Genomic DNA, 25,135 nt, shown 5'->3' with positions numbered 1-25,135 from the left:
CTTCCGATCGGGTCAGATGAAGATGCTGAGGAGGAGGGTGACGCCCAGCGCCACGACCGAGGCGACCGAGACGCCGATGGTGCAGGTCTTGAGCGTGCCCCGCGTCGTCTGGCCGAGGAGCGACTGGAGCAGCCAGAACGTGTTGCTGGTGACGTGGACCGCGAAGAGCGAGCCCGCGCCGGCGGCGAGGGCGATCAGGATCGGGTCGAGCCCGATCACCGGGGCGATGGGGGCGAGGATGCCCGCCGCCGTGATCGCCGAGATCGTCACGGAGCCGACCGCCACGTGCAGCACGGCCGCGATCGCCCAGACGATGAGCAACGGCGCGAAGCTGTTGGCGCTGAAGGCCTGCCCGAGGATGTCGCCGAGCCCGGTCGCGGCGACGACCGCCGCGAGCGAGCCGCCGACGCCGGTCAGGATCAGGATCTGCCCGCTCTCCCGGAATCCGGCGACCACCGACTTCTCCACCCGCGGCCGCCCGACGGTGAAGCGCCCGACCGCGCTGGTCCCCAGCACGGCGAGGAGGAGCGCGACCACCGGCTCGGTCACCAGATCGAGCGGAGCGATCGACACCTCGGCGATCTGCAGGATCGCGCCGGTGGCGATGAGGACCAGGCAGAGCAGGAGCGGGGCGAAGAGGAGGATCAGCCGGGGCTCGGTCCGCACGGCCTCGCGCTGCGCCACCGCGATCCCCCGCGGCACTCCGCCGACCTTGCTGAGCCGCTCGGAGACGGGCAGCGAGGACGTGTCGAGCGGCACGGGCTCGGGGGCGGTCTCCTCCTCGAAGGGCGCCTCGTCCTTCTCCGGGTTCCAGAACCCGAGGCGGAACAGGGTGCTCATGATCAGGATCGAGATCAGGATCGTGGGCACGACGACGATCAGCCCGAAGAGCAGCATCGTCCCCAGCGGGACGCCGAGGACACCGGCGAGGGCGAGCGCGGCGACTCCGGGGACCATCAGCACGATGCCGCACTCGAGGCTGATGGCCATCGCCGTGGCGATCCGCGGGACTCCGTGCCTGCCGATGTGCGGCGCCATCCTGCGGGCCAGCGGCGCGGAGATGACGAGGAGCACGTCGAGGAAGATCGACTGCAGCAGCGTGCCGATCGTGAGCCCCATGGCGTAGGGCAGGCCCTTGGCGCCGAAGATCCGGAGCAGGTGGGACACCAGCCGCTGGATGGCGTTCATCTCGCTGAGCATCGAGCCCAGCAGCACGCCGAAGGTGATGAGCAGGCCCACCTCGGTCATGATCGAGCCGAAGCCCCCGGTGACGGTGCTGATCGTCTCGGCCGGGCCCAGGCCGATCGCGAGGCCCAGGAAGACCGAGCCGAGGACCAGCGCCACGACGGGGTTGAGGCGGAAGCGGGTGATCAGCACGACGACGCCGAGGATGGCGACCGCCGTGATCACGAGGGTGAAGGTGTCTGACGTCATCGTCGTCCCATCAGGTGAGTGCTCCCGTTCCTGCGCTGTCGCGCCGGGAAGCAATTCCTAGATTATGGACATGAACCCACGATGTAGGCAAGGCTGTGGCGCATGACGCGCTCTCCCCTCTCGGTCTCGGTCCCGAGCCGCGACCTGCTCGACGCCCTCCGACCGACTGCTCTTCAGCCGGCCGACGGCTCCTACGAGCTCGACCTCTGGGACCTCACCGGTCCGCCTCCCCGCGCGGCTTACGACATGGTCGTGCTCCCCTATCAGGGCGACCCCGCGCTGCTCGACGCGCTGGGGACGGTGAGCTGCCGGCTCGTGCAGGCGCAGACGATCGGCTTCGAGGGCGTTCTGGCCGCTCTGCCGCCCGGTGCGCTGCTCGCCAACGCGAGCTCGGTGCACGAGTCGTCCACCGCTGAGCTCGCCGTGGGTCTGGCGATCGCGTCGCTGAGGAGGATCGACAGCTACGTGCGCGCGGCGGAGACGGCGACCTGGCAGCAGGTCCCCGGCGAGAGCCTCGCCGACCGGAGGGTCGCGATCATCGGCTCCGGCGGCGTGGGGCGCGCGATCGAGCGGCGCCTGCAGGGCTTCGAGGTCGACGTCCTGCGCTTCGCCCGGACGTCGCGGGAGGACCCCGAGCGGCCGGTGCACGCGATCGCCGCGTTCGCGTCCTTCGCCGCCGAGGTCGAGGTCGTCTTCCTCGCCGTCCCCCTCGACGCGTCGACGCACCACCTGGTCGACGACGCCTTCCTCTCCGCGCTCCCGCCGGGCGCACTGCTCGTGAACGTCTCGCGAGGCGCGGTCGTCGACACGGACGCCCTCGTCGAGCATCTCCGGCGGGGACGGGTGCGGGCGGCGCTGGACGTCGTCGACCCCGAGCCGCTCCCGCCCGCGCATCCGCTCTGGAGCACCCCGAACACGATCCTCACGCCGCACGTCGGCGGGGCGTCCTCGGCCATGACGCCGCGGATCCTCGCGCTGCTCCGCCGGCAGATCGAGGCGCTGCTGCGCTCGGAGCGGCCCGCGAACGTCGTCGGGGAGGGGTGAGGGCGGGTTCGTCCGCGGTGCGGGAGGAGTCGGCGGGGGAGGCGCTCAGCGGGTCGTGAGCGCTCCTCCCCCGCCGCTCAGAACAGCCGCACTGCGTCCTGCGGTTCGTCCAGCCCGCGGACCAGCGTCGGGATCCGCTTCTTGAAGGCGAAGAATCCGCGGGAGGCCGAGGGCCAGGCGGTGCCGTCCCAGCGGCGGCGCACGGTGACGAGCGCGATGCCCTCCTGGGCGAGGGCCGAGCGGAGCGCGTCCAGCCGCTCCTGCACGGGACCGACCGGCGCGTACGGGACCACCACGGTGTCGAGCCGCTCGGACGCCGCCCACTCGACCACCGTCGCAGGGAGAGCATCGGCCAGCACCCGCGCCGGCCGACCGCCCTTGTCCGGCGTGTGCTCCGCGGCGTCCGCGATCGCCGCGGCCGTGAAGTCCTGCACCGCCTCGGAGACCGCGAACGGTGAGCGCTCCCCCGGGTCGGCGACGACCGCGGTCGCGATCAGCCGCTCCGCCAGCCCGGGCTGCTCGGCGAGGAGGCTCGCCGCGTCGAGGTCCTCCTCGTGCAGCAGGAGGCCGGGGCGGGTGCCGAGGGTGCCGACGACGTCGTCCGGCTCGATCGGCGTGCGGGGCGGGAAGTGCTCCTCGCTGAGCGCGGGCGCCGAGCCGGCGAGGCCCTGCGGCGAGAAGCGGCCCTCGGTGTACTTCGCGATGTTGGACGCGGTCGCGAGGTACGTCTTGCCCGGGGTCTGCAGGCCGGCGACCCAGCGCCAGGACAGGGTGTTGGAGGCGGCGTCGCCGTCGAGCAGGTGCCGGTAGAAGAAGTCGGCGCCGAGCTGCCAGGGCAGGCCGAGCGTGAAGATCCAGATGCTCGCGAACCACATGCGCGTGTGATTGTGCAGGTACCCGGTCTCGACGAGCTCCTGCACCCAGGCGTCCATCGCGTCGATGCCGCTCCGGCCCTCGATCGCGTCGTGGTAGCCGGTCGGGAAGTGCCCCTCGAAGTCGCTCACCTCGCGGCGGTAGCGGCGCCACACCTCGGGGTTCTGCTCGAGCCAGCCCTTCCAGTAGGTGCGCCAGAGCACCTCCTGGACGAATTTCTCCGCGGCGGTCAGCGTGTGGCGGGCGAGGACCGCGGCGACGACCTCCCGCTCGGTGACGAGCCGGTGGCGGAGGTACGGGGAGAGCCCGGAGACGTTGCTCCGGGACGGTCCGTGGTCGTGATTGCGCTCGCGCGTGTAGGCGGAGCCGGCGCGCGCGACGAAGTCGTCGAGCGCCTCGAGACCGGCGGCTCGGGTCGGGATGAACATCCCGCCATCATGCGACGCGCTCCGGGGCGGGGGCTGACAGCGCCGGATCGCCTCGTCGCCCGGGACCGCGCGCACCCGCGGCCGTCGGTCATGCTGGGGAGGTGGAGAGCGTCGCGGAGTGGCCGACCGGCGAGTGGGTCGTGGACCCGGTGACGCAGGTCGAGTGGCCGGTGCCGGAGGGGATCACCCCCGAGCGGGTCGTCGAGCACGCGCGCCGCGCCGACGCTGGTGAGCTCATCGACCTCCGCTTCTTCCTGGGGCCCGGGCACGACGGCGCGCTGTGGGACGACGAGGGCCCCCAGGAGCCGAGTCACTTCGAATTGTCCTCCGCCTTCACGACCGATCTGCAGGCTTGGATCCAGATCTGGCTCACGCACCGCGACGTCTTCGACGGGTGGGACGGGAGCGTCGACACCGCGGAGTGGCTGCACGAGGGCGCCCGGCTCGCCCGCCGGCTCCAGCGGGAGCTCTACGACGTCGCCCGCGTGCTGTCGTCGTACGGGCCGTGAGACCTCGTCGTCCTGTCGCTCTCCTGCGCAGCTCTCCTGCGACGACACCGATGCCGAGCGCCAGGACGCCGCTCGAAGCGCCATCGGAACGTCGGGGAATTCACCCGTCTCGGCGGCCGATCCTCGCGCGTCAGCGGCGCGGGAGGCCGACTAATCCGCATGAGACCGCGGAGGGCGGTGCAGGTCGACCATCCGTGGCCCGTGCGCTGATCGCGGAGACCTCAGCCGGTGACGAGAGGCTCGACCAGGGGGCGGCGTCCGGTGCTGATCTCGCCCGGAACAACGGTAGACAGGATCTGCTCGTTACTCGTGTGAGAGCCCCGCATGTTGTGGGGCTTTTGCAGTTTCCTGGGGCAGCGATGTCGCAAAGGCCGCTTGCCGCGATCCTGTTCATCGGGCCCAGCTGCGACGGAACCGTGACGCTCGAAGTCTTCGCGCATCTGAATCTGCGCGCTCAGGACGTCTTGATCTTCCACGTCCTGCCTCTGCGTCGCTCGACTCTCGAGCGAGTACGAGAGACCACCGAGGAACGGAGGAACCCGACATGAACAGCACCCCACAGACGAACCCGCTGATCGGCGGACCGGTGAGCGACGACGAGCAGCGCGCCTACTCCGCCTGGGCGAAGCGGATCGAAGCCGGACGGTACGAGCCCGCCGCTGACGGCGAGGTCTTCGAGGGAGCGGCAGCGGCCGAGAACGCGACCGAGCTGCTGGAGTCCCTCATCGGCGCCGACTCGCTCAGCGAGGCGATCGGACGGGGACGGCCCGGACTCGAAGGACGGGCCGGCGGCGGCCCCTCCGTCACGCGCCAGGTGCGGCTTTCTCAGGATCTCGATGCTCGGCTCGCCGCCCGCGCTGCAGGGGAGGACGTCGAGCTCAGCGTCAATGTTTGCCGCGCGCTCGACGACTACCTCCGCCCGACGGCATGACGCTCCGAGTCGTACCGAGGGACGCCGTTCGCCCCGGAAGCCGTGGTCAGCGCGCCGTTCGTGACCGGCGACGCGAACCCGCCGCCCGTCGCCGTGGAGGACCCGTGTCAGAACACCCTGACCCTGAATCGCTCTGAGGCGCGGATGAGGTGCTCGTCCGTGGCGAGGATGTCCTCGCCGCTGAGGCTCCTCAGATCGGTGCTCCACTCGTCCTCGTCGCCGGGGAGCCAGACGGCTCGGCACCAGCCGCCGCCCCACTTGCTGCCGAAGTGGATCCCCTGGGGGACGGACCCGTCGTCGACGGTGATGCGGCGGAGGCTCAGGGCGATGGCCGTCGTCACGATGCGGTCGTCGCCGCGCAGGACCGCGGTCGTCAGAGCCCGGATACCGTGGCGGGCGAGCACCCCCTCGACTCGAGGCTCGATCGCGGCGATCGAATCAGGATGCTCGACATCGATCCACGTGCCGCTTCCTGCCGTCTCGACCCGGAACATCCTGCGCTCGGTCCGCCACTGGCGCGGGACGGCGCCGATGCCCATGCACGACGACTCCTGCCACTCCGCCGCCGCGATCTCGAGGAACTCCTCACGAGTGAGACCGAGGGCCGCGGCGTCCTTCTCGACAGGGTCGGCCGCGCCGAGTCGGCGCTTGAACACCGACAGCACCTCGGCGAAAGCGGTCTCCTCGTCACTGGCGAGGTACAGAGTCCGGCCGTACGAGTCGTAGCGGCCCCACCGCCGACGTGCGGAGCGACCGCTGCGCAGAGGTGCGGAGAGCGGCCCGTACTTCGGCTTCGCGACGCGGAACGTCTGCTCGCCGGCATCTGGGAGCAGACGCAGACCGGTCTCGGAGCAGGTTCGCACTGTCGCCACCGTCGTCAGACGTCCGGATCGCCGCGGAGGAAGGACTCGACGGCCTCGATGACCTCGCTGCCTCGGTCTTCACGGATGGCGGTGATGGGCGTGTCCTCGTGGAGTACTGGGTTCCCGCCGAGGAACCACTGGCGCGCGACGTGCTCCGACTCCGACTCCGACAGCGCGACCCAGACGCGATGGCCGAGCTGCAGCCGGCGCGTGAAGTCCGCGGACGGGCGCGGGCCGTCGGGTTTGGCCCATTTGCTCGGCAGCTTCCGGTCCTTCGAGCCCGTCATCGCCGCGACGAGGGTCGGCCCCAGACCCTGGACGAGCACGGCAGCGACCTCGTGGACGTCCATCCGCGCGGTTCTCGCGTGCTGACCTGTCGTCACTGCAGTGGGCATGGCACCCTCCTCGGGAGCATCGTTACCCCTACTTTACCCCCGGGTTCTCCGACGGCGGCGGTGTGACGAGGCCCTCCCGCCGTCGCCGCGCAGTTACCCCTTCGCCTGGAAGTACACGTCCACGAAGTAGTTCGTGGAGTTGTACGACGACGACGGCACGACTCCGCCGGATCCGTAGCGGTAGACGCCGTTGTCGCCGGAGGCCGACGTCAGTGCGCCGTTCGTGACCGGCGAGGCGAGCCCGGCTCCTGTGGCGGCGTAGTAGCCCGCGGGCGCGAGGTACGACACCGTGTAGCGGGCGCCCGGCACGAGCTCGACCGGTGTCGCGAAGGCGGCGCTCTGCCAGCCGGTCGCGGTCTCGCCGGTGAAGGTCACCTGCGCGATCCGCATGCCGGAGGCGTCCCACAGCGAGCCGACGTGGGTTCCGGTGTTGCGGGAGCCCTTGTAGAAGGCGATGCCGGTGGCGCTGCCCGCGGTCGACGCGGTGAAGGCCATTCCGACCTCGACCGAGGACGAGTCCTCGGCGGAGGCGGTCGCGGGCGTCGCGTCGGCGAACAGGCGCGTGCCCGCTGGGGTGGCCGGCGTCGGGGTCGGAGTGGGCGTGGGCGCCGCCGACGGCGTGAAGGAGACGTCGACCAGGTAGTTCGTGGTCGAGCGCTGCCCCGCGAAGCCGCCGGAGTAGGTGTAGGCGCCGGAGTCGCTCGCGGTGACGAGCGGGCCGCGCGTGGATCCGGAGCCGAAGCCGTTGATCGTGGCGGAGTAGTTGCCGGTGGTCGTCGTGTAGGCGGCGACGTAGTCGGTGCCGCCGGTCACGGCCACCGGAGTGGCGAACGTCACCTGCTGCCAGCCGGCCGTGCTCTCGGCGGTGAAGGTCGCCCGGCCGATCTCGGCGCCGGTGTCGGCGTTCGAGAGCGTGCCCACGTGGGTGCCGGTGTTGCCGGGGCCCTTGTAGAAGCGGAGCGACGTGATCGTGCCGTCCACCAGCGGCGCGAAGCGCGTGCCCAGGGTGACGGGCGTGCCCTCGGCGACCTGCGCGATGCCCGGGGTCGTCGAGTCGTCGAAGAGCCGGCAGGGGCAGGCTCCCGCGACGGTGTCCGGCGCCTGGGTGGTGAAGGTCCAGCTGCCGCCCGCGGTGACGGTGCCGCCGCCGGTCGCGGTGCCGGCGAGCGTCGCGGTGTACCCGGTCGACGCGGCGAGCGGGGCGGTGGGCGTGAACACGGCGGTGCGGGTGGTGGCGTTGTACGAGGTGCTGCCTGCGACGCTCGCGCCGGCGGCGGTCTTCAGCGTCATCGCGACCGTGCTCGCCGTCACCGCCTTCGAGAAGACGGCCGAGACCTTCGTCGACGGTGCGACGCTCGAGGAGCCGGCCAGCGGGGTCTGCGACCCGACGCTCAGCGGCGTGGCGTCGACCGTGCTGTAGACGGCGTCCACGTAGTAGTTGTTCGCGCGGTAGCTGTCGGTCGGGAAGCCGCCGGTCGTGCTGTAGACCCCGGCGGGCGTCGCTCCGAAGCCGCCGGCGACCGTCAGCGGGGCGGCGGCGTAGCCGGTGCTCGACCAGAACCAGTCCGCGGCCGAGTAGTGGCCGATCGTGGTCGTGTACGAGACGACGTAGGTGGTGCCGGCGGTGACGGCGACGGGCGCGCCGAACGTGGCGGTCTGCCAGCCGCTCGCCGTCTCGTTCGCGAAGGCGACGGTGGCCAGCTGCCGGCCGTCGACGCTCCAGAGCGTGCCGGTGTGCGCGCCGGTGTTGGCCGCGCTCTTGAAGAAGCGCACGCCCTGGATGAAGCCGTCGGCGCTGGGGGTGAAGCGCAGGCCGAGGGTGGCCGGATCGACGTCGCCGGAGTCGGCGGTCTTCGGCACCTCGGCGCCGAACACGGTGGCGGTGCCGGTGATGGTGACGGCGCGGCTGGTGACGGCGCCGATGTTGGCGCTGTCGTCGACGGCGCGCACCCGGATCGAGCCGGTGCCCGCGCCGTGCTGCACGTAGCTGTACGACCAGGACGTCGTGCCGGTCGCCGGGTGCCAGGTGCTGCCGTCGGTCGAGACCTCGACGCCGGCGACCTTGCCCGCGGCGTCGGACGCGGTGCCCGAGACCGAGACCGTGCTGCCGTTGGCCTTGCTGGTGGCGCCGGAGGGGTTCGAGACCGCGACGGTCGGGCCCGCGGTGTCGGTGCTCTTCGTCGCGGCCACCAGGCCGCTCATCAGCGTGGTGGGCTGCACGCCCATGTCGGCGAAGAGGTTCACCTGCGCCTGCTGCATCCGCACGTCCGCGGCGGCACCGTTGCCGTCGTGCTGCTGGTCGAGGCCCCAGGTCCACTGCACGGAGCCGGCCGAGAAGACGAGCGCGCCGCTCGCCGCCTTGTACAGGGTGAGGTTGTGCCGGGTGGTGCCGGCCGCGACGGTGGTGCCGAAGTCCTGCAGGTACTCGGGGACGGCGCCGGTCGTCGTCGAGAGGCGGATCAGGCCGGGCGGCCGGGCGCCGTTGTCGACGTCCTCGTTGGACTCGTAGCCGATGGTGTGCGGGGCCAGCGCGGCGCTGCTCCCGGCGGCGAGGCCGGTCAGCGAGGTGTTGCGCCAGAGCCGCAGCTTCCCCTCCGCGGCACTGACCGTCACCGGCAGATCGGAGTAGTTCACCATGTAGAGCGTGCCCGCGAGGCTGTTCTCGGGCCGGCCGCCGCCGTTCGCCACCGAGGCGAAGCGCGGGTCGCGCCAGGTGCCGGTGGACTCGGGCGACGGGTCGGTCTTGGCGTTCGCCCAGGTCTCCTTGTAGGTGACGACGGTGCGGTAGTCCTGGCCGCCCGCGGTCGGCGAGGGCTCGTAGCGGGTGCGCCAGTAGTTCTCGTTGCCGGAGAGGAACTGCAGGTTCACGCCGGCGTCGCGCGCGGCGGTGACGTTCGCGCGCTGGGCGCCGGACCAGTACTCGTCGTGGCCGACGGAGAGGAAGCTGCGGTGCTGCTTCAGCGCCGAGCCGAAGCGGTCGGTGTCGACGCCGCTGAAGTAGCTGACGTCGTAGCCGTTGCGCTCGAGGAAGCGCACCAGCGGGAACTCGTTGGCGAAGTAGAAGTCGCGGCCCTGGTTGTCGCCGCGGGTGGTGACGGGGCGGTTGTAGCTGAGCTTGTAGGCGCGGCCGTTGGCGCCGCCGCTGTAGAAGTTCGAGCCGCCGTAGGTGTTGTAGGCCTGCCAGGTCGGGTCGGAGGTCTGGAAGAGCACGGCCGAGGTGCTGGCGGTGTCGCGCACGACGAAGGTGATCTGGCTCCGGCCGCCCGTGTCGGCGCGGGTGAGCAGGGCGACGTAGACGCCGGAGACGGCGGTGCTCGGCACGTCCCAGCCCGCCGAGACGGCCCAGGTGCCGCAGTCGTAGAGCTCGGTGGTGACGTCGGAGAGGCACTCGGGCTGCACCTGCGGGAGGGCCGCGCTCGGGGTGACCGAGGTGATCAGACGCGCGCCCTTCCCGGCGTACCAGCCGGTGCGGTAGACGTCGATGGAGTACGCCGCGGCGTCGGTGTCGATCTTGAAGTCGATCCGCTGGCCGACGTTCACGCTGATGTCGGTGGAGTAGCCCTGGATCGACGGGTCGCCGGCTCCGGTGATGTCCCAGACCGAGGGGTCTGTGCCGGGCTTGGCGTTCTCGCAGACGATCGCGTTCTGCCCGGGCGCGCACGCGGTGTCGGCGCTCGCGGTGGGCACGACGAGGCCGACCACGACGAGGGCTGCGGCGGCGGCGATCGCGAGGAGCGACGCGCGGAGGCGGCCCCGGCGGGTCGGCGGGAGGAGCCGCGGCGTCAGCGCGGTGCGCGGCGTCAGCGAGGTCCGCGGCGTCAGGGGGGTGCGCGGAGCGGGGGCGGGGTCCATCGGGGACGCCTTTCGGGGGTCGTTCCCGCGTCGGGTACGCGGGAGCCGGCGACGGGGCGCGTCCGGGGACGCGCCGAGCCCGGGTCCGCGAGGGTCCTGCAGCTCCCCCGCCAGGATCGGGGAAGAGGGGGACGCCGGGCGGGTGGACCGGGAATGCCGAGCAGAACGACGGTACCGGAAGCAGAACGCGCCAGGGGGTCGATTCGGCAACGATTCGTGGTAATGCGCTGTGCGGCCCCGGACTTCCGATGCCGACGTGACCGGGGCGGGGACGTTCCAGGCCGCTCGTCGCTGATCCGACGCCGGATCGTTACCGAGAGAGCGCTCTCTCACGACGTACTCTGGGCAGACGCAGCTGGGGGGCTACTCCCCCTCGTCGCTCCATCACTCAACGAGGAGGAACCATGCGGTCATCCCTGCACCGTCGTCTCACCCTTCCGGTCGCCGTACTCGCGGCCGCCGGGATCGCCCTCGCGGGCTGCTCCAGCAGCAGCGACCCCAACGACCCGAACGCCGGCGGCGGCGCGAGCTCCGGCGGCGCCGCGGGCGACGGCTCCGTCACCGTCTACGGCACGATCAACGGCGACGAGGCCACCCTGCTCGAGCAGTCCTGGGCGGACTGGGAGAAGGAGTCGGGGATCGACATCGAGTACACCGGCGACAAGGGCTTCGAGCAGCAGATCGGCATCAAGGTGCAGGGCGGTGACGTCCCGGATCTCGCGATCTTCCCGCAGCCGGGACTGCTCGCCGACACCGTCGCCTCGGGCAAGGTGAAGGAGCTGCCCGAGGGCGCCCTCGCCAACGTGAAGCAGAACTGGTCGGAGGACTGGCAGAAGTACGGCCAGGTCGACGGCACCCAGTACGGCGCGCCGCTGATGGCGAGCGTGAAGGGCTACGTCTGGTACTCGCCGGCGAAGTTCGCCGAGTGGGGCGTCTCGGTCCCGACGACCTGGGACGAGATGGAGGCGCTGGGGAAGACCATCGCCGAGAAGTCCGGCGGACCGTCCTGGTGCGCCGGCTTCGCCTCCGACGCCGCGTCGGGCTGGCCGGGCACCGACTGGATCGAGGACGCGGTGCTCCGCGAGTCCGGTCCGGACGTCTACGACTCGTGGGTCGCGGGCGACACCCCGTTCACCGATCCGCAGATCAAGTCGGCCTTCGACAAGGTCGGCTCGATCCTGCTCGACCCGACGCTCGTGAACGCGGGCTACGGCGACGTGTCGTCCATCAACTCGACGGCCTTCGGTGACGTGGCGCAGAACATGGCCAACGGCACCTGCGCGCTGACCCACCAGGCGTCCTTCTTCGAGGGCTTCCTCACCGGAGCCGACGCGACCGTGGCCGAGGACGGCGACGTCTGGGCGTTCCTCACCCCGCCGATCGACGCGGACGACGACCAGGCCGTCACCGGTGGCGGCGAGTTCGTCGCCGCATTCGCGGACGACGCGGACACCGCGAAGGTGCAGGAGTACCTGGCGAGCGCCGACTGGGCCAACAGCCGCGTGAAGCTCGGCGGCGTCATCTCGGCGAACACCGGCCTCGACCCGGCGAACGCGAGCAGCGACCTGCTGCGCAGCTCCATCTCGATCCTGCAGGACCCGGGCACCACGTTCCGCTTCGACGCCTCCGACCTGATGCCCAAGGCCGTCGGCTCCGACAGCTTCTTCAAGGGCATGGTCGACTGGATCGACGGCTCGAGCACCGACCAGGTCCTCGACACCATCCAGGCGGGTTACACCTCGTAGCGCGCGCGCCGATCGCGGGCGCGGAGAACATGCTGATCGAGTAGCCCGCGCAGCGGGCGTATCGAGATCCACCGTCTCCAGCAGGGCGGGTCTCGATACGCCGCCTCCGGCGGCTGCTCGACCAGCATGAACGGCGGCACAGCCCGCGGAGCGGTCCTCCGCATGCTGATCGGACGACCGTCAGCGGTCGGCGCCTCAGCGGCAGGTCAGCGCGGGGTGCGGCACGGTCTGCGTGTGCGCTCCTGCTCCGCCACCGGAGCGGCTGACCGCCACCGACACCTCGCCGGCGGGCAGCACCGCCAGGCGGGTGCTGAAGGCGTGGGTCGCCGCCTTGGTGGGCGCGACCGAGGCGAACGACTTCACGGTCGTCGCCCGGGTCATCGTCACGTCGACCGGCACGGTGTCCCGGTTGACCGACGTGACCGTCACGACGGCCTTGCCGGCGATGCAGCGCACCGCGGCCGTGCTGACGACGTCCAGCTTCGTCTCCTGCGCCGGCAGGACGAACGGAGCGAAGTCGATCCAGTCGACGTCCGGCGCGACGGCGTAGCCGGGCAGGACCCGGTCGTCGTTCGTGCTCGTCGTCGGGCCCTCGTCGATGAACAGCGTCGCGCGGGTGTTGCCGAAGGTCACCGGACCGGAGTCGGTCGCGAGGTCCAGCGGCAGGACCGCCTCCCAGAAGTTGCTCGAGGAGTAGGTGTACCGGAACGTGGTGCGGCCCACGAGGCCGGTGGTCCCGGCCTCCTCGGCCTGCAGCCCGAGGTCGACGACCTGCGGGTTGTAGTCGTGCGTCCCCTCGATGTCGTCGTTCGAGTAGTGCACGACGGCGTCGTAGGACCCGGCCCTGTCGAAGCCCGGGAGGCGGGGCACGGTGAGAGTGCCCTCGTTCGCGGGGCTCGCATCGGTGATGCCGAGGCCGGTCACGTAGCCGGTCCCGGATCCGTTCGTGAGCGCTCCGCCGAAGCCGGCGACCGCGGCCGTGCCGCCGAGGTCGACCGTGGAGAGATCCTCGGCCTGGACGCGGACGATGGACGCGTCACCGTCGACCGCGCGGGTGGTCGTGACCGAGCCGACCCGGACGCTGCCGGCGCTCGCGAGCTCGACCTCGCTGATGCCCTCGGGCAGGTGGACGCGGACCGTCGTCGTGCCCGGCGCGAAGGTCGCCGCTCGGCGGCCGTTCACGTCGACCGTCAGCGAGGTGCCGGCGGCACCCTCCCACGCCACGGCGAGGTCGTAGTAGCCGGACTCGAACGTCGACGGGTAGAGGTCGGCGCGCTCGCCGGCCTCGAGTGAGAGACGTCCGCCCGAGAGCGTCGCACCGTCGATCAGACGGAATCCGGTCGCCGGGTACTCGACGGACTCGGCGTTCACCGTGCTGCCGACCCGGACGAGCTCGAAGCGGTCGAGCGTCACTCCGCCGTCGGCTCCGGCGCCGGGCAGGAGGGTGGTCCCGTCCTTGCTGGTGCGCACGCCGACGGTGTGGCTGCCGGCGCTCAGGGCGACGTACACCTCGGCGCTGCCGCGGGCGACGGTGCGGACGTTGCTCGGCTTGATCGCGTTCGCGCCGTACTGCGCGAGCGTCGAGAACGCGCCGTCGACGAAGACCGCGTGCTGCGCGGCCCTGCCGGGAGTTGCTCCGAGGATCTGCAGGCGGTAGAGACCCGCCTGCGCCACCGTCACCGACCAGTCGGCGCGCGAGCCCACGGCGGCGAAGCCGGAGACGTCGCGGTCGCGGGAGGCGCGGTAGCCGTCGGGCGTGCGGGTGGCCGCGGGGGTGAGGCGGGTGGCCTCGGCCTCGATCACGTGGCGCTCGCCCTGGGCGGCGGCGGCCGCCTCCACGTCGCGGGTCGCGGCGGGAGTGACGACGATCTGGTAGGCGCTCGACGAGTTCGCGGAGGGGATCCGCAGCTCGACGCGGCCGTTCACGACGGACACCGCGTCATCGGCCAGGACGACCCGGGGGGTTCCCGCGATGCCGTCGGTGCCGCTGACGACAGCCTCGCGGACCTCGACGTCCACGGAGGAGCCGAACGTCGCGCTGTCGAGGCCGTTCAGCGTGAGAGCGCCGTCACGGCCGTCGGGGATCCCCGCGACGATCACCTGGGCGCGGTCCGCGTCCCGGTCGATCGCGGCGATCGCCTTCTCGCGGTTCGTGGTGACCGCGACCGTGCGCGAGCCGGTCAGGTCGCCGTACCACTTGAAGAGCCACCAGCCGCCGTTCGCGGCGTTGACCTTCGCCTGGTTGTCCGAGAGCGTGCCGGAGGCGGTCCAGTAGGCCGTCTGCGCGTCGATCTTGGCGGCCTCGAAGCCGGCGAACCAGCGCAGGAGGTTGGCGGGCGAGCTCATGTCGGTGCTCGCTCCCCACTCGGTGATGTTGATCGAGGGGATGTCGGCGGCGGCGATGCCCACCTCCGCGGCGTAGCGGCGGAAGTCGGACGCGCGGTCCGGCAGCCACTGGTAGCCGCGGAGCTCGTGCCAGACGTAGATGTCGGGCACCGTGCTCGTCGCCCGGGCCATGTTCAGGAACGACTTGATGTTGCCCTCACCGCGCCAGGCCGCGTCTCCGGGGCCCGCGATCTGCGGACGCTCGAGGCCGTGCTTCGCGTAGGTGTCGGTGATGACCTTCCAGGCGGCCGCCCAGTCGGTCGCTCCGCCGGGGGTGAAGCTGCCGGGCTGGTTGCCGACGTGCATGTAGCGGTTGTAGAGGTCGTCCGAGTTCAGCCACTGCAGGTCGACCTCGTTGAACGGGATGAAGACGTACTTCTCGGGGTTCTCGGCCTCACGGGCGACCTCGTCGACGACGATCTCGAGCACCTCGAGGTAGTCCCAGACGCCGTTGGGCGCGGCGGTGTACTCGTCGGTCAGGCGGCCGCTCGCGTCACGGACGTAGCTGCGGTCGTCGCCGGGGCGCTTGCCGCCGTTGTAGGGCCAGTCGGGGTAGTAGTCCTGCGTGTAGAGGTAGAGGTCCTCGCCGTACTTGTCGAAGAAGGTCTTCTCGACGGTGAAGGCGTCGCCGCCCGGGTGCTGCGTGCCGAACGGGGGCTTCTGCGACACGTTGGTCATCGCCGCGCCGTTGACGAGCGCCTGCGTGGGTGAGCCCTCGTCGCCGAGGCCGTAGAGGGTGCCGGAGGCTCCTCCGCGGAACTCGCCCGTGTCCTGCCCGAAGTCGACGGCGACGGGCTCGGTCGGCCGGGCCGTGACCGTGACGGTCGTGGTGAACGGGGTCGACCATCCGGCGACGGTGCCGTTCACGGTGAACGTCGCTCCGGCCGTGGCGTAGGCGGAGGCGGGGACGGCGTCCCAGGTGATCGCCGCGGTGGCGGGACCCGATTCACGGGTGACGTTCACGGTCGCGGGGAGGGTCGGCGCGACCTGCGCGGCGGTGGACGCGGTGAAGCTCTGGCGCTCGACCGAGACGATCGCGCCGGCGTCCTCGAGGTAGGCGTTCGAGACCTGCTCCGCCGTGAGCGCGCTGCGGTAGATCGCGAAGTCGTCGAACTCGCCGCCGAAGAACGCGGCGTACGGCCCCGCCCACGGCACGCGGCCGATCAGGCCCGAGCGAGTGCTGGAGGGCGAGGCGAGCTTCGCGAAGTCGAGCGCGACCGCCTCCGTCCGCACGAGCGAGCCGTTGATGTAGTACGAGACGGAGTCGGTCGTGGCGACCGTGGTGATCTGCGCCCACGTGTTCGTGGGCAGCGGGGTGGAGGACACCGCCTTGACCTCGGTGCCGGTGTTGGCGGCCGCCTTGGACTGACCGCCCTCGTTCGGCACGTGGTACAGCCCCCGGTTGTCGGCGGGGAGCGCGTCGCTGCCGATGATGTACGACCACGGCAGCTGGCCGGCGTTCTTCCCGTCCCACTTCACCCAGGTCGAGACCGTCATGGCGGAGGTGTCGGCGAAGAGCCCGGCAGGGATGTCGAGGTACGGCGCGGCGGCCTGCGACGAGCCCTGCGAGCCTCCGGGGAAGAGGCCGGAGGCACCGGAGCCGGCGACCGGGCCCGTCCCGCGGGGCAGCGACGTCGCGTTGCGGACGCGGGCGTCGAAGGCGGAGCCGAGGGAGCCCTGGTTGGCGACGGTGGTCGCCGAGGGGTTCTGGTCGAACGTGTAGAGGACGGCGGGGGCCGGCGGAGTGTCGACCGCTGCAGCGGGACCGGCGCCGACGAGTGTCGAGGTCGCCAGCACGGGAAGTGCGACGAGGGCGGCGATCGAGGCGGTGATCCGCCTCGAGAAGGAGTGGGGAGTGTGCATGGGTTCCTCAACGCTGAGAAGGGATCCGACATCGCCGTCGAGACGAGCGCGGAAGGAGTCGATCGCTGCACGATATCGATTTCACGCGGCGATCTCCAGACATTCCTGAAATCGATACCAAGTCCGGCGGCGTGAAGGCGGGCCCGGACAGATAACGCTTTCATCTCAGGCTTGCGCTTTCGTGAAATCGGTATCAGTATCTGTCCAGTCCCGAATCCGGGGCGACGCCCTTCCCACTCCACGACGACGAGGAGCCCCTGTGCCGAACGACCTGACCTGGGGAGACCCCGAGGCCCTGCAGCTGACGTTCGCCTGCGACGCCGATGCTCCGTTCCGGCTGGTGGCGCTGACGGCCCGCGGTGTCGCGCTCCGGGCGACGCACGCCGCTCCGTTCTTCGAGATCACCACCGTCGCCGCCGGTCACGCCCCGGCGAGCAGCCGGCTGACCCACTCGCAGCTCGGCACCGCACTGCGCTACGTCTCGCACCGCGCGAGCGTCGTCGACGGCCTCGACGTGCTGGAGGTCCTGGCCGAGGCGCCGGGACTGGTCGCGACCGCCGTGCTCCGGAGGGTGCCCGGCGTCGCCGCCGTCACCTCCGAGGTCGTCGTCCGGGCGGTCGAGCGGCAGGTGCTGCGCTCGGTCGCGTCGTGGAGCTGCGACCCGGGCGCCACCGCCGGCACCGGCACCGCGGGGCCGACCGGCAAGGAGTCCTTCGCCCGCTGGTCGCTGCTGCGCGGCCGCAACGACTGGCTCGGTGAGGGCCGCTGGAGCAGCACGCCGCTGCGCGAGGCCGGCCTGGTCACCCTCCGCGAGGACATCACCGGGCACGACCCGCGCGGCGCGGTCGGCGCGGTCTCGACCGGCAGCTGGTCGACGGGCGAGCAGCTCCCGGTCGCCGGCCTCCACGCCCCCGACGCCGCCCTCCTCTGGCAGATCGAGCACAACGGCGCCTGGCGATGGGAGGTCGGCGAGGACATCGACGGCGGCTCGATCGCCCTCTCCGGCCCGACCGACCTCGACCACGGCTGGCTCTGCGTGCTCGAGCCCGGCGAGGAGTTCCGCTCCGTCCCCGTCGCGGTCGCCGTCGGCGCCGACATGACAGCCGCCGCGGACGCGCTCACCCTCAGCCGCCGGGCCCGGCGCCGCGCGCACCCGGACAACGCGGCGATGCCCGTCGTCTTCAACGACTACATGAACACCCTCGACGGCGACCCGACCACCGAGAAGCTGCTGCCGCTCATCGACGCGGCGGCCGCGAGCGGGGCCGAGATCTTCTGCATCGACGCCGGCTGGTACGACGACAGCGGGGTCGCCGGCGGCTGGTGGAGCAGCGTCGGCGCCTGGCAGCCGTCCACGGTCCGCTTCCCGGACGGCCTCTGCGAGGTGATCGAGCGGATCCGCGCCCGCGGCCTGGTCCCGGGGCTGTGGCTCGAGCCCGAGGTCATCGGCGTGGACAGCCCCCTGGCCGGCGAGCTGCCGGACGACGCGTTCCTGCAGCGGGCCGGCGCGCGGATCGAGGAGCACGAGCGGTTCCACCTCGACCTGCGCCACCCCGCGGCGCGCGCGCACCTCGACGCGACGGTCGACCGGCTGATCGCCGACTTCGGCATCGGCTTCTTCAAGCTCGACTACAACATCGACGCCGGCCCCGGCACCGACCGCGACGCCGACTCGATCGGCGCGGGCCTGCTCGGCCACAACCGCGCCTACCTCGCCTGGCTCGACGGCGTGCTCGAGCGGCACCCGACCCTGGTGATCGAGAGCTGCTCTTCCGGCGCGATGCGGCAGGACTGGGCCGTGATGTCCCGCCTGCAGATGCAGTCGACCTCCGACCAGCAGGACTTCCGCCGCTACCCGCCGATCGCGGCCGCCGCGCCGATGATGCTCCTCCCGGAGCAGGCCGCCAGCTGGGCGTACCCGCAGGCCGACATGGACGACGAGGAGATCGCGTTCTGCCTGGTCACCGGGCTCCTCGGCCGGTTCTACCTGTCGGGCTACCTCAACCGGATGTCCGAGCCGCAGCTCGCCCTGGTCCACGAGGCCGTCGCCGCGGCGAAGCGGCTCCGCGGGCCGATCGCCTCCTCCTCGCCGCGCTGGCCGCTCGGGCTGCCGGGCTGGACGGACGACGCGGTCGCCCTGGCGCTGCGGACCGAGGACGAGCACCTGGTCTCGGTCTGGCGCCGCAGCGGCAGCAGCGACGTCGTGCTGCACGTTCCGGAGCTGCGCGGGCAGGACGTCGACGTCTCGGTCGTGTTCCCGGTCGCGCTGACGGCCTGGCCCGTCGAGTGGGAGCCCGGCACCGCCCGCCTCACCGTCCGGCCCACCGGCTCCGGTCCCTCCGCCCGCACCTTCCGCCTGTCCCTCCGCACCACCTGACCCCTGCCGGATCCACCCGTCCCGGCACACCCTCTCCCCTCACAGAAAGCTCGAGTATTTCGATGAAGAAGTCACTCCTCAGCGCAGCCGTCCTCACTGCCGCCTCCGCCCTGCTCCTCGCCGGCTGCAGCGACCCCGGGGCCGGCGGCGGCACCGCGGGCGGCGACGCCGCGCCCGCCTCCTGGCCCGCCCAGGACGCCGACCTGTCCGGCACCGACCTCACCATCTGGGCCGCGCAGAACTCCAACACCGTCCCGGAGTCGGTCATCGAGGGCTTCGAGGAGCTCACCGGCGCCAGCGTCGACGTCGAGACCATCCCGGACCCCTACGAGCAGGGCGTGCAGACCAAGGTCGCCACCGGCGACAAGCCCGACCTCGCCTTCTGGCAGCCCACCGCCTCGCAGCTCACCGCGCTGAACGCGTCGACCAACCTGCAGAGCCTCGACGGAGCGCCCTGGCTCGAGGACGTCGACCCCTCGCTGAAGGACATCACCGGCCTGCTCGACGACACCCGCTACGCCGCGCTGGTGACCACGCCCGCGGTCGAGGGCGTCTACTACAACAAGAAGGTCTTCGAGGCGAACGGCATCACGGAGACGCCGACCGACTGGGACTCGTTCGTCGAGCTCGGCCGGCAGCTGAAGGACAAGGGCGTCACCCCGTTCTTCGAGATGGGCGCCGACCGCTGGGCCACCCAGTGGTGGGTGCAGGTGCAGCTCGCCGACGCCGCGAAGGACGGCCTCTGGGACCGCGTGAACTCGGGCGAGGAGAAGTTCACCGACCCGACGATCCAGGGCACGATCGACACCTACAAGGGTCTGATCGACGAGGGCCTGTTCAACGAGGACATCAAGACCGCCACCTTCGAGGACCAGGGCGCGGCCCTGCTCGCCGGCGACGCCGCGATGGTCGTCCAGGTCAACTCCTTCTTCGGCCAGCTGCAGTCGCTGTCCGACACCGCGACGCTCAACGACACCATCGGCTTCTTCCCGATCTCGCCCTCGGGCAACGTCGGCACCTTCATCCCGGACCAGTCGAACGCGCTCGTCGCCTTCGCGACCGGAGACGAGAAGAAGGAGGCGGCCTCGCGCCAGCTCCTCTCCTACTGGCTCGGCGACGGCTACTCGGACTTCGTCACCGCGCAGGACACCATCTCGCTCCAGCCCTCGGTCACCACGCCCGACACCGTGCCCACCGCGCTCGTCTCGGTCAGCGACTCCGTCGGCGACTCGGTCGGCTCGATGCAGGCCCAGGCGATCGCGAACCCCGACCTGTACATCTACCTCGCCGACATGATCCAGGGCACCAAGACCCCGGAGCAGGTCGCGCAGGCCACGCAGGACCAGTTCGCGCAGCTCGCGAAGGCGCAGGGCGCCACCGGCTTCTAGCCGCTCGACACCGGGGCCCGGCCACGACGGCGGGCCCCGGACCCTCCCGCGCACGACCCCCTCTCTCGAAAGGCAGTGCCCCGCGTGTCCACCACCCGAGCCGCCGCGCCACCCCGGGTCCTCGCCCGCGCCGTGAAGACCGGCGGCATGCCGAGCGGGCGCCGCTCCGACCACCCGCTGGTCTTCCTCGTGCCGGCCCTGCTGGTCCTGATCGTCTTCTTCTTCGTGCCGACGGTGTTCAACTTCGTCTACGCCTTCACCGACTGGTCCAGCTTCAAGGCCGCCATCGGCTTCGTCGGCGTCGCGAACTTCGTCGACCTCTTCCAGAGCGGCACGCTGATCCAGGCGCTGCGGGTGACGCTGGTCTACGCGGTGCTCGTCGCGGTCTTCCAGAACGTCTTCGGCCTGATCCTCGCGCTGCTGCTGGAGAAGGACACCCGGGTCAACCGCTTCGCCCGGGTGATGTTCTTCATCCCGGTGATCATGTCCGCCCTCGCGGTCGGCTACGTGTTCCAGGCACTGCTGAAGCCCGACGGTGCGCTGAACGGGATCCTCTCCTTCGTCTCCGGGCAGCCGGTCTCGATCGCCTGGCTCGGGGACACCACCTGGACGATCGTCGTCGTCGCGCTGATCCACTCCTGGAAGTGGATGGGCCTGTCGATGCTGATCTACCTGGCCGGGCTCAAGACGATCTCCGGCGACGTGCTCGAGGCCGCGCGCCTGGACGGCTCCTCCTGGTGGCAGACCTTCCGCGACATCCGCTTCCCGCTGATCGCGCCGGCGCTGACCTTCAACGTCGCCACCGCGCTGCTCGGCTCGATGAACGGCTTCGACATCGTCCAGGCCACCACCGAGGGCGGCCCCGGCGGCACGACCGAGCTGCTCAACATCTTCATCTTCCGCACCTTCGGCCAGGGCCTGTTCGCCCAGGCGACCACGATGAGCCTGATCCTCTTCGTCACCGTCGCCGTCCTCGCCTTCCCCGTCATCCGCACCCTGCGCCGTCGAGAGGACGTCCTGTGAGCACCGTCATCGAGCGACCGGTCACCTCCACTCCCGCGGCACCGGAGTCGCGGGTCCGCCGCTCCCGCCGCCCGCTGCTGCAGCCGATCGCCGCCCTCGCGAGCGTCGCCCTGCTGCTCGGCGTGCCGTTCTGGCTGATCATCAGCACCGCGGGCAAGACCCAGGCGGAGGCGCTGAACCCGAACCTCGCCGCCCCCTCGCAATGGCAGCTCTTCGAGAACTTCGCGACGGTCTTCACCGACGGCCGCATGGTCCCCGCGTTCCTCGGCAGCGTCCTCGTGATGGTGCCCTCGGTGCTCGGCGTCCTCGTGCTGGGCTCGATGGCCGCCTGGATCCTCGGCCGCCGCACCGGTCGCGGGATGGCCGTCGTCTACGCGCTCGCCATCAGCGGCATCGTCCTGCCGCCGGCGGTGGTCACCGTGGTGCTGCTGCTGCGCCAGCTCGGGCTCGCCGGCACCGCCGTCGGCATGGTCGGCGTGTACATGGGGATGTACCTCTCGACCGTGATCTTCTTCGTCACCGGCTTCGTCCGCACCATCCCCGCGGAGCTGGAGGAGGCGGCCCGCGTCGACGGCGCGCGGCCGATCCGGGTGTTCTTCACGATCATCCTGCCGCTGCTGATGCCGGTGCTCGCGACCGCGACGATCCTGATCTGCCTCTACATCTGGAACGACGTCTTCTACGCGCTCTTCGTGGTCGGCGGCCGGCTCGACACCCTGCCGCTGAACCTCTACCAGGTCGCCAGCGCCGGGCTCTACCTGCAGAACTGGCACCTGATCTTCTCCTATATCATCCTCATGAGCCTGCCCCTGCTCCTGGTGTTCGTCTTCGCGCAGCGCAAGATCATCTCCGGCATCACGAGCGGCGCGGTGAAGTGACCACCGCCGGAGCCCGCGGCACCGAGCCGGTCGCCCTCGCTCCGTCGTGGCTCGCCGGGCACTTGCAGGACGGTCGAGGACGGAAGCGGGACGGCGTGACGCGCGACAAGTCGACGAGGGCCCCGGTCATCGCCGACGTCGCCCGCCTCGCCGGCGTCTCGGTGCCGACCGTGTCGCGGGTGCTGACCGGCGCCGCGCGGGTCGCTCCCGACAAGCGTGAGCGGGTGCTCGCGGCCATCGCCGAGCTCAACTACCGGCCCAGCGCCGTCGCCCGGAACCTCGTCACCCGGCGCTCGCGCACCATCGCCGTCGTCGCCGGCAACACCTCGCAGTACGGCTACGCCGAGGCGATCCGCGGCATCGAGGAGGAGGCGCGCGCCGGCGGCTGGACCGTCACCATCACCGTCGTCGAGTCGGCGGACCCGGAGCACGTCGAGCGGGCGCTCTCCTCGGTGCTCGACCAGAGCCCCGACGGCATCGTCGTCCTCAAATTCGATCCGCCCGGCGTGGCCGTGCTCGCGGCGATCCCGGAGACCGTGCCGGTCGTCGCGCTCTCGGGGGTCCGCGGGCGGCGGCCGCAGGCGGTGCTCGACGAGCTCCGCGCGGCCCAGGCGCTGACCGAGCACCTGCTCGAGCTGGGCCACGCGACGGTGCACCACATCCGCATCCCGCCGTCGCGGCGCGAGGACGGCCGCACGACCGGCTGGCGCCGCGCGCTGAAGGCCGCGGGAGTAGCCACGGCGCCGACCCCGCTCGAGGCGACCTGGGAGCCCGAGTCCGGGCGACTGCTCGCCGCTCGGCTGGTCGAGGACCCCAGCGTCACCGCCGTCTTCTGCGGCAACGACGAGATCGCGATGGGAGTGATCAAGGGCATCACCGAGGCCGGGCTGCGCGTCCCCGAGGACATCAGCGTCGTCGGCTTCGACGACCACCCGCTCGCCCGGATGTGGACGCCGGCCCTGACGACCGTCCGCCAGGACTTCGCCGGCCTCGGCCGCCGCGGCTTCGGCCTGCTCCTGCCCGCGATGGAGGGCCGCACGGGCGCCGCCTTCTCCTCCGAGCTCCCGGAGCTCGTCCTCCGCGAGAGCGCCGCGGCCCCGCGCCCGCGCGCCTGACCGCTGCCTGCTCAAGGAGAGGCACGCCTCTCGGAGGGGTGGGTCTCGATACGCCGCCTCCGGCGGCTACTCGACCAGCACGCATGGCGGCGCAGACCGTCCCCTCCCCCGTGATAGGGCCGCCCGAGTCCATGCTGATCGAGCAGCCCGCGCAGCGGGCCCCCGCATGCTGATCGAGTAGCCCGCCCCGCGGGCGTATCGAGATCCACCGTCCCCGGAGACGTCGCACGCCTTGCTCCTGCCGCAGCGTCATGTGGTCTGCTCGAAGCACGTCCCGACCCGACCCGGAAGGCCCGCCATGCTCTCGTTCCCGACCCCGCTCCGTGAGGTCCTGATCGGCGACGCCGCGGCGTTCGTCGGCATCACGCCCCGGACGATCCGGCACTACCACCAGATCGGCCTGCTCCCCGAGCGCGAGCGGGGCGGCGACGGGCGTCGCCGGTACGGGCACGCGGAGATCGTCCGGCTGCTCTGGATCCGCCGGACGGCCGACGCCGGGATCGCCCTCGACGACATCCGCGACGCCTTCGCCGGCGCCGAGCCGGTGGTCGCGGACGGCGCGGACGAGGTCGCGGACGTCCTCGCGCGGCTGGAGGACACCCTCGCCGCGCAGGAGGCCGAGCTGCAGCGGCAGCGGGCCTCGGTGCAGCGCATGCGCACGCTCGGCAGCCGGCTGGGCCTGCTCGACGACCTCGTGTCCGGCCGCCTCGAGGGCGCGCCCGAGGGCTCGCTGCGCCAGGACGACCTGGACACCCTGCTGGTGACCGAGCGGGTCTTCGGTCCCCTCGGTGCCGCGGTCCAGGCGGGCCGCTTCGCCGCCCTCGCCGCGCATCCCGACCTGCGCGCCGCGTCCGACCGCGTCGACGCCGCCGAGGAGGCCCTGGACGATTCGGTCGCCGTCGACGACCCCCGGGTGGCGCAGGTGGCGGCCGAGCGGCACGCCTTCGAGACCGAGCTGCTGCGCGTCTGCGTGGAGTCCGGTCAGCTGGAGGAGGACGACGCCCTCTTCGACGCCTGGGACCAGCGGCACCCGCCCGAGGACACCGAGACGCCCGCCCCCGCGGCCGATCCGCGCGCCCGAAGCGCGGCGGACGTCATCCGGAGCCTGCCCTACGACTTCTCCCCCGCCCGCGTGCGCTGCATGGAGCTGGCGGTGCAGCTCGGCGTGGAGGAGCCGCCGGCGTCCTGACCGCTCGGGTCAGCCCGCGCGGATGCGATCGGCGAGCTCCTGCGCGTCCTCGTCGCCCGGGAGGATCTGCACCGAGTCGCCCTCGATCGCCTGCATCACCGCCGCGGCCGAGACGACCACGTCGCCGGCGCGCAGCAGCAGGCGCGCGTCCGGGCCGGCGCCGGCCGCCTCCGCCGTCGCGTCCTGGAAGAGCGCGGCGCCGTCCTCGTCGAAGCGCACGTCGACGGTCCGGGCGTCGCCGGTGCCGGACACCTCGACCGAGGCGACTCCCGCCCGGGTGAACGCCGCCGGGTCGACGAGCACGTCCTGACCGCCGACCGCGACGCACTGCGGATCGACGCCGGCCTCGCAGACCGCGGACACGGCGAGGTCGAGCCCGCCGCCGGACCCCTCCGGCGCGGGCGGCGTGCAGCCGGCGAGCGCGAGCAGGAGGACCCCGGCGGCTCCTGCGGTGACGTGCGGACGGTTCACGATGCCCCCTTGGGTCTCGGAGCGCGCCACGATACCGAACGCTCGCGGGCACCGCACCCGCCGGCCCCATCGACCCCCTGCCGATCGAGCTGCCCCTTCATGCTGATCGAGTAGCCCGCGCAGCGGGCGTATCGAGATCCACCGTGCCCAGCACGCCGGGTCTCGATACGCCGCCGCCGGCGGCTACTCGACCAGCATGCGGCGGGCGCGCGAGTGGACCCGGAACGGGCTCCGGCCCAGCCGCAGGGCCCGACGCGCGTCCACCCGCGCGAGCCGGCCCCGCCGAGTGGACGCGGACAGGGGCCTGCTCGGGACTCGAGGCCCGTCGCGGATCCAGTCGAGGATTCGTGCTGATCGAGGAGGCCGCGGATC

At 71.9% G+C, this 25,135-nt stretch carries 18 protein-coding genes; 10 read left to right on the top strand and 8 right to left on the bottom strand.

Translation table 11 applies throughout. The features are described 5' to 3' along the window. Positions 1–12: 12 nt before the first annotated feature. Positions 13–1,434, bottom strand: coding sequence for a GntP family permease (locus C1I64_RS16790; protein ID WP_127887989.1), 1,422 nt, complete (start codon positions 1,432–1,434; stop codon positions 13–15). A 102-nt stretch (positions 1,435–1,536) separates the two neighbouring features. Here C1I64_RS16790 and C1I64_RS16785 point away from each other — a divergent pair, with 102 nt between their 5' ends. Beyond that, positions 1,537–2,478: a 2-hydroxyacid dehydrogenase gene (locus C1I64_RS16785; protein ID WP_127887988.1), complete on the top strand. Its 942-nt coding sequence runs from the start codon at positions 1,537–1,539 to the stop codon at positions 2,476–2,478. A 77-nt stretch (positions 2,479–2,555) separates the two neighbouring features. On the opposite strand, the gene C1I64_RS16780 is transcribed toward C1I64_RS16785, so the two are convergent. After that, positions 2,556–3,779 (bottom strand): FAD-binding domain-containing protein, encoded by a 1,224-nt coding sequence (locus C1I64_RS16780; RefSeq protein ID WP_127887987.1) that lies wholly within the window; start codon positions 3,777–3,779, stop codon positions 2,556–2,558. A 101-nt stretch (positions 3,780–3,880) separates the two neighbouring features. Here C1I64_RS16780 and C1I64_RS16775 point away from each other — a divergent pair, with 101 nt between their 5' ends. Further along, positions 3,881–4,288, top strand: a complete 408-nt coding sequence (locus C1I64_RS16775) for a hypothetical protein (protein ID WP_127887986.1) — start codon at positions 3,881–3,883, stop codon at positions 4,286–4,288. A gap of 221 nt (positions 4,289–4,509) precedes the next feature. Here C1I64_RS16775 and C1I64_RS16770 read toward each other — a convergent pair whose 3' ends face one another. Then, entirely contained in the window at positions 4,510–4,764 is a 255-nt protein-coding gene (locus tag C1I64_RS16770; RefSeq protein ID WP_127887985.1) for a hypothetical protein, read from the bottom strand. 68 nt (positions 4,765–4,832) lie between these two features. Between C1I64_RS16770 and C1I64_RS16765 the strand changes: the two genes are divergently transcribed. Continuing rightward, positions 4,833–5,219, top strand: a complete 387-nt coding sequence (locus tag C1I64_RS16765) for a hypothetical protein (RefSeq protein WP_127887984.1) — start codon at positions 4,833–4,835, stop codon at positions 5,217–5,219. A 107-nt stretch (positions 5,220–5,326) separates the two neighbouring features. Here C1I64_RS16765 and C1I64_RS16760 read toward each other — a convergent pair whose 3' ends face one another. The 3 genes from C1I64_RS16760 to C1I64_RS16750 form a co-directional block, all read right to left on the bottom strand. Beyond that, complete coding sequence (locus tag C1I64_RS16760; protein WP_164874575.1) at positions 5,327–6,082, bottom strand: RES domain-containing protein; 756 nt, start codon at positions 6,080–6,082, stop codon at positions 5,327–5,329. Between the two features lie 14 nt (positions 6,083–6,096). Beyond that, entirely contained in the window at positions 6,097–6,477 is a 381-nt protein-coding gene (locus tag C1I64_RS16755; RefSeq protein WP_123447545.1) for a hypothetical protein, read from the bottom strand. Positions 6,478–6,570: 93 nt separating this feature from the next. Next, positions 6,571–10,329: a DUF4082 domain-containing protein gene (locus tag C1I64_RS16750; protein ID WP_127887982.1), complete on the bottom strand. Its 3,759-nt coding sequence runs from the start codon at positions 10,327–10,329 to the stop codon at positions 6,571–6,573. Positions 10,330–10,733: 404 nt separating this feature from the next. Here C1I64_RS16750 and C1I64_RS16745 point away from each other — a divergent pair, with 404 nt between their 5' ends. Then, positions 10,734–12,074: an ABC transporter substrate-binding protein gene (locus C1I64_RS16745; protein ID WP_127887981.1), complete on the top strand. Its 1,341-nt coding sequence runs from the start codon at positions 10,734–10,736 to the stop codon at positions 12,072–12,074. A 195-nt stretch (positions 12,075–12,269) separates the two neighbouring features. On the opposite strand, the gene C1I64_RS16740 is transcribed toward C1I64_RS16745, so the two are convergent. Continuing rightward, complete coding sequence (locus tag C1I64_RS16740) at positions 12,270–16,322, bottom strand: LamG-like jellyroll fold domain-containing protein (protein WP_127887980.1); 4,053 nt, start codon at positions 16,320–16,322, stop codon at positions 12,270–12,272. Positions 16,323–16,581: 259 nt separating this feature from the next. Between C1I64_RS16740 and C1I64_RS16735 the strand changes: the two genes are divergently transcribed. The 6 genes from C1I64_RS16735 (at position 16,582) to C1I64_RS16710 (ending at position 24,292) form a co-directional block, all read left to right on the top strand. Next, positions 16,582–18,699: a glycoside hydrolase family 36 protein gene (locus C1I64_RS16735; RefSeq protein WP_127887979.1), complete on the top strand. Its 2,118-nt coding sequence runs from the start codon at positions 16,582–16,584 to the stop codon at positions 18,697–18,699. A gap of 62 nt (positions 18,700–18,761) precedes the next feature. Then, on the top strand, positions 18,762–20,087 hold the full coding sequence (locus C1I64_RS16730; protein ID WP_127887978.1) for an ABC transporter substrate-binding protein: 1,326 nt from the start codon (positions 18,762–18,764) through the stop codon (positions 20,085–20,087). Between the two features lie 84 nt (positions 20,088–20,171). Continuing rightward, a complete protein-coding gene (locus C1I64_RS16725) occupies positions 20,172–21,110 on the top strand; it encodes a carbohydrate ABC transporter permease (RefSeq protein WP_243599493.1) in 939 nt (312 codons plus the stop codon). Further along, positions 21,107–21,988 (top strand): carbohydrate ABC transporter permease, encoded by an 882-nt coding sequence (locus C1I64_RS16720; RefSeq protein WP_244209511.1) that lies wholly within the window; start codon positions 21,107–21,109, stop codon positions 21,986–21,988. Before C1I64_RS16725 ends, C1I64_RS16720 begins: the two co-directional genes overlap by 4 nt. A 95-nt stretch (positions 21,989–22,083) precedes the next feature. Next, positions 22,084–23,103, top strand: coding sequence for a LacI family DNA-binding transcriptional regulator (locus tag C1I64_RS16715; protein WP_127887977.1), 1,020 nt, complete (start codon positions 22,084–22,086; stop codon positions 23,101–23,103). 298 nt (positions 23,104–23,401) lie between these two features. Beyond that, positions 23,402–24,292: a helix-turn-helix domain-containing protein gene (locus C1I64_RS16710; protein WP_127887976.1), complete on the top strand. Its 891-nt coding sequence runs from the start codon at positions 23,402–23,404 to the stop codon at positions 24,290–24,292. 9 nt (positions 24,293–24,301) lie between these two features. Here the strand turns inward: C1I64_RS16710 and C1I64_RS16705 are convergent, their stop codons facing one another. Next, on the bottom strand, positions 24,302–24,763 hold the full coding sequence (locus tag C1I64_RS16705) for a SecDF P1 head subdomain-containing protein (RefSeq protein ID WP_127887975.1): 462 nt from the start codon (positions 24,761–24,763) through the stop codon (positions 24,302–24,304). Between the last annotated feature and the right edge of the window lie 372 nt (positions 24,764–25,135).

The sequence above is a fragment of the Rathayibacter festucae DSM 15932 genome (genome assembly GCF_004011135.1).
GTDB classification, from domain to species: Bacteria; Actinomycetota; Actinomycetes; order Actinomycetales; family Microbacteriaceae; genus Rathayibacter; species Rathayibacter festucae.
This window is presented reverse-complemented; position numbering and strand designations above follow the sequence as displayed.

Excerpts from the sequence above, each read along its gene's own strand:
- C1I64_RS16790 (WP_127887989.1), bottom strand. The coding sequence starts at position 1,434 with ATGACGTCAGACACCTTCACCCTCGTGATCACGGCGGTCGCCATCCTC.
- C1I64_RS16785 (WP_127887988.1), top strand. The coding sequence starts at position 1,537 with ATGACGCGCTCTCCCCTCTCGGTCTCGGTCCCGAGCCGCGACCTGCTC.
- C1I64_RS16780 (WP_127887987.1), bottom strand. The coding sequence starts at position 3,779 with ATGTTCATCCCGACCCGAGCCGCCGGTCTCGAGGCGCTCGACGACTTC.
- C1I64_RS16765 (WP_127887984.1), top strand. The coding sequence starts at position 4,833 with ATGAACAGCACCCCACAGACGAACCCGCTGATCGGCGGACCGGTGAGC.
- C1I64_RS16755 (WP_123447545.1), bottom strand. The coding sequence starts at position 6,477 with ATGCCCACTGCAGTGACGACAGGTCAGCACGCGAGAACCGCGCGGATG.
- C1I64_RS16750 (WP_127887982.1), bottom strand. The coding sequence starts at position 10,329 with ATGGACCCCGCCCCCGCTCCGCGCACCCCCCTGACGCCGCGGACCTCG.
- C1I64_RS16745 (WP_127887981.1), top strand. The coding sequence starts at position 10,734 with ATGCGGTCATCCCTGCACCGTCGTCTCACCCTTCCGGTCGCCGTACTC.
- C1I64_RS16740 (WP_127887980.1), bottom strand. The coding sequence starts at position 16,322 with ATGCACACTCCCCACTCCTTCTCGAGGCGGATCACCGCCTCGATCGCC.
- C1I64_RS16730 (WP_127887978.1), top strand. The coding sequence starts at position 18,762 with ATGAAGAAGTCACTCCTCAGCGCAGCCGTCCTCACTGCCGCCTCCGCC.
- C1I64_RS16710 (WP_127887976.1), top strand. The coding sequence starts at position 23,402 with ATGCTCTCGTTCCCGACCCCGCTCCGTGAGGTCCTGATCGGCGACGCC.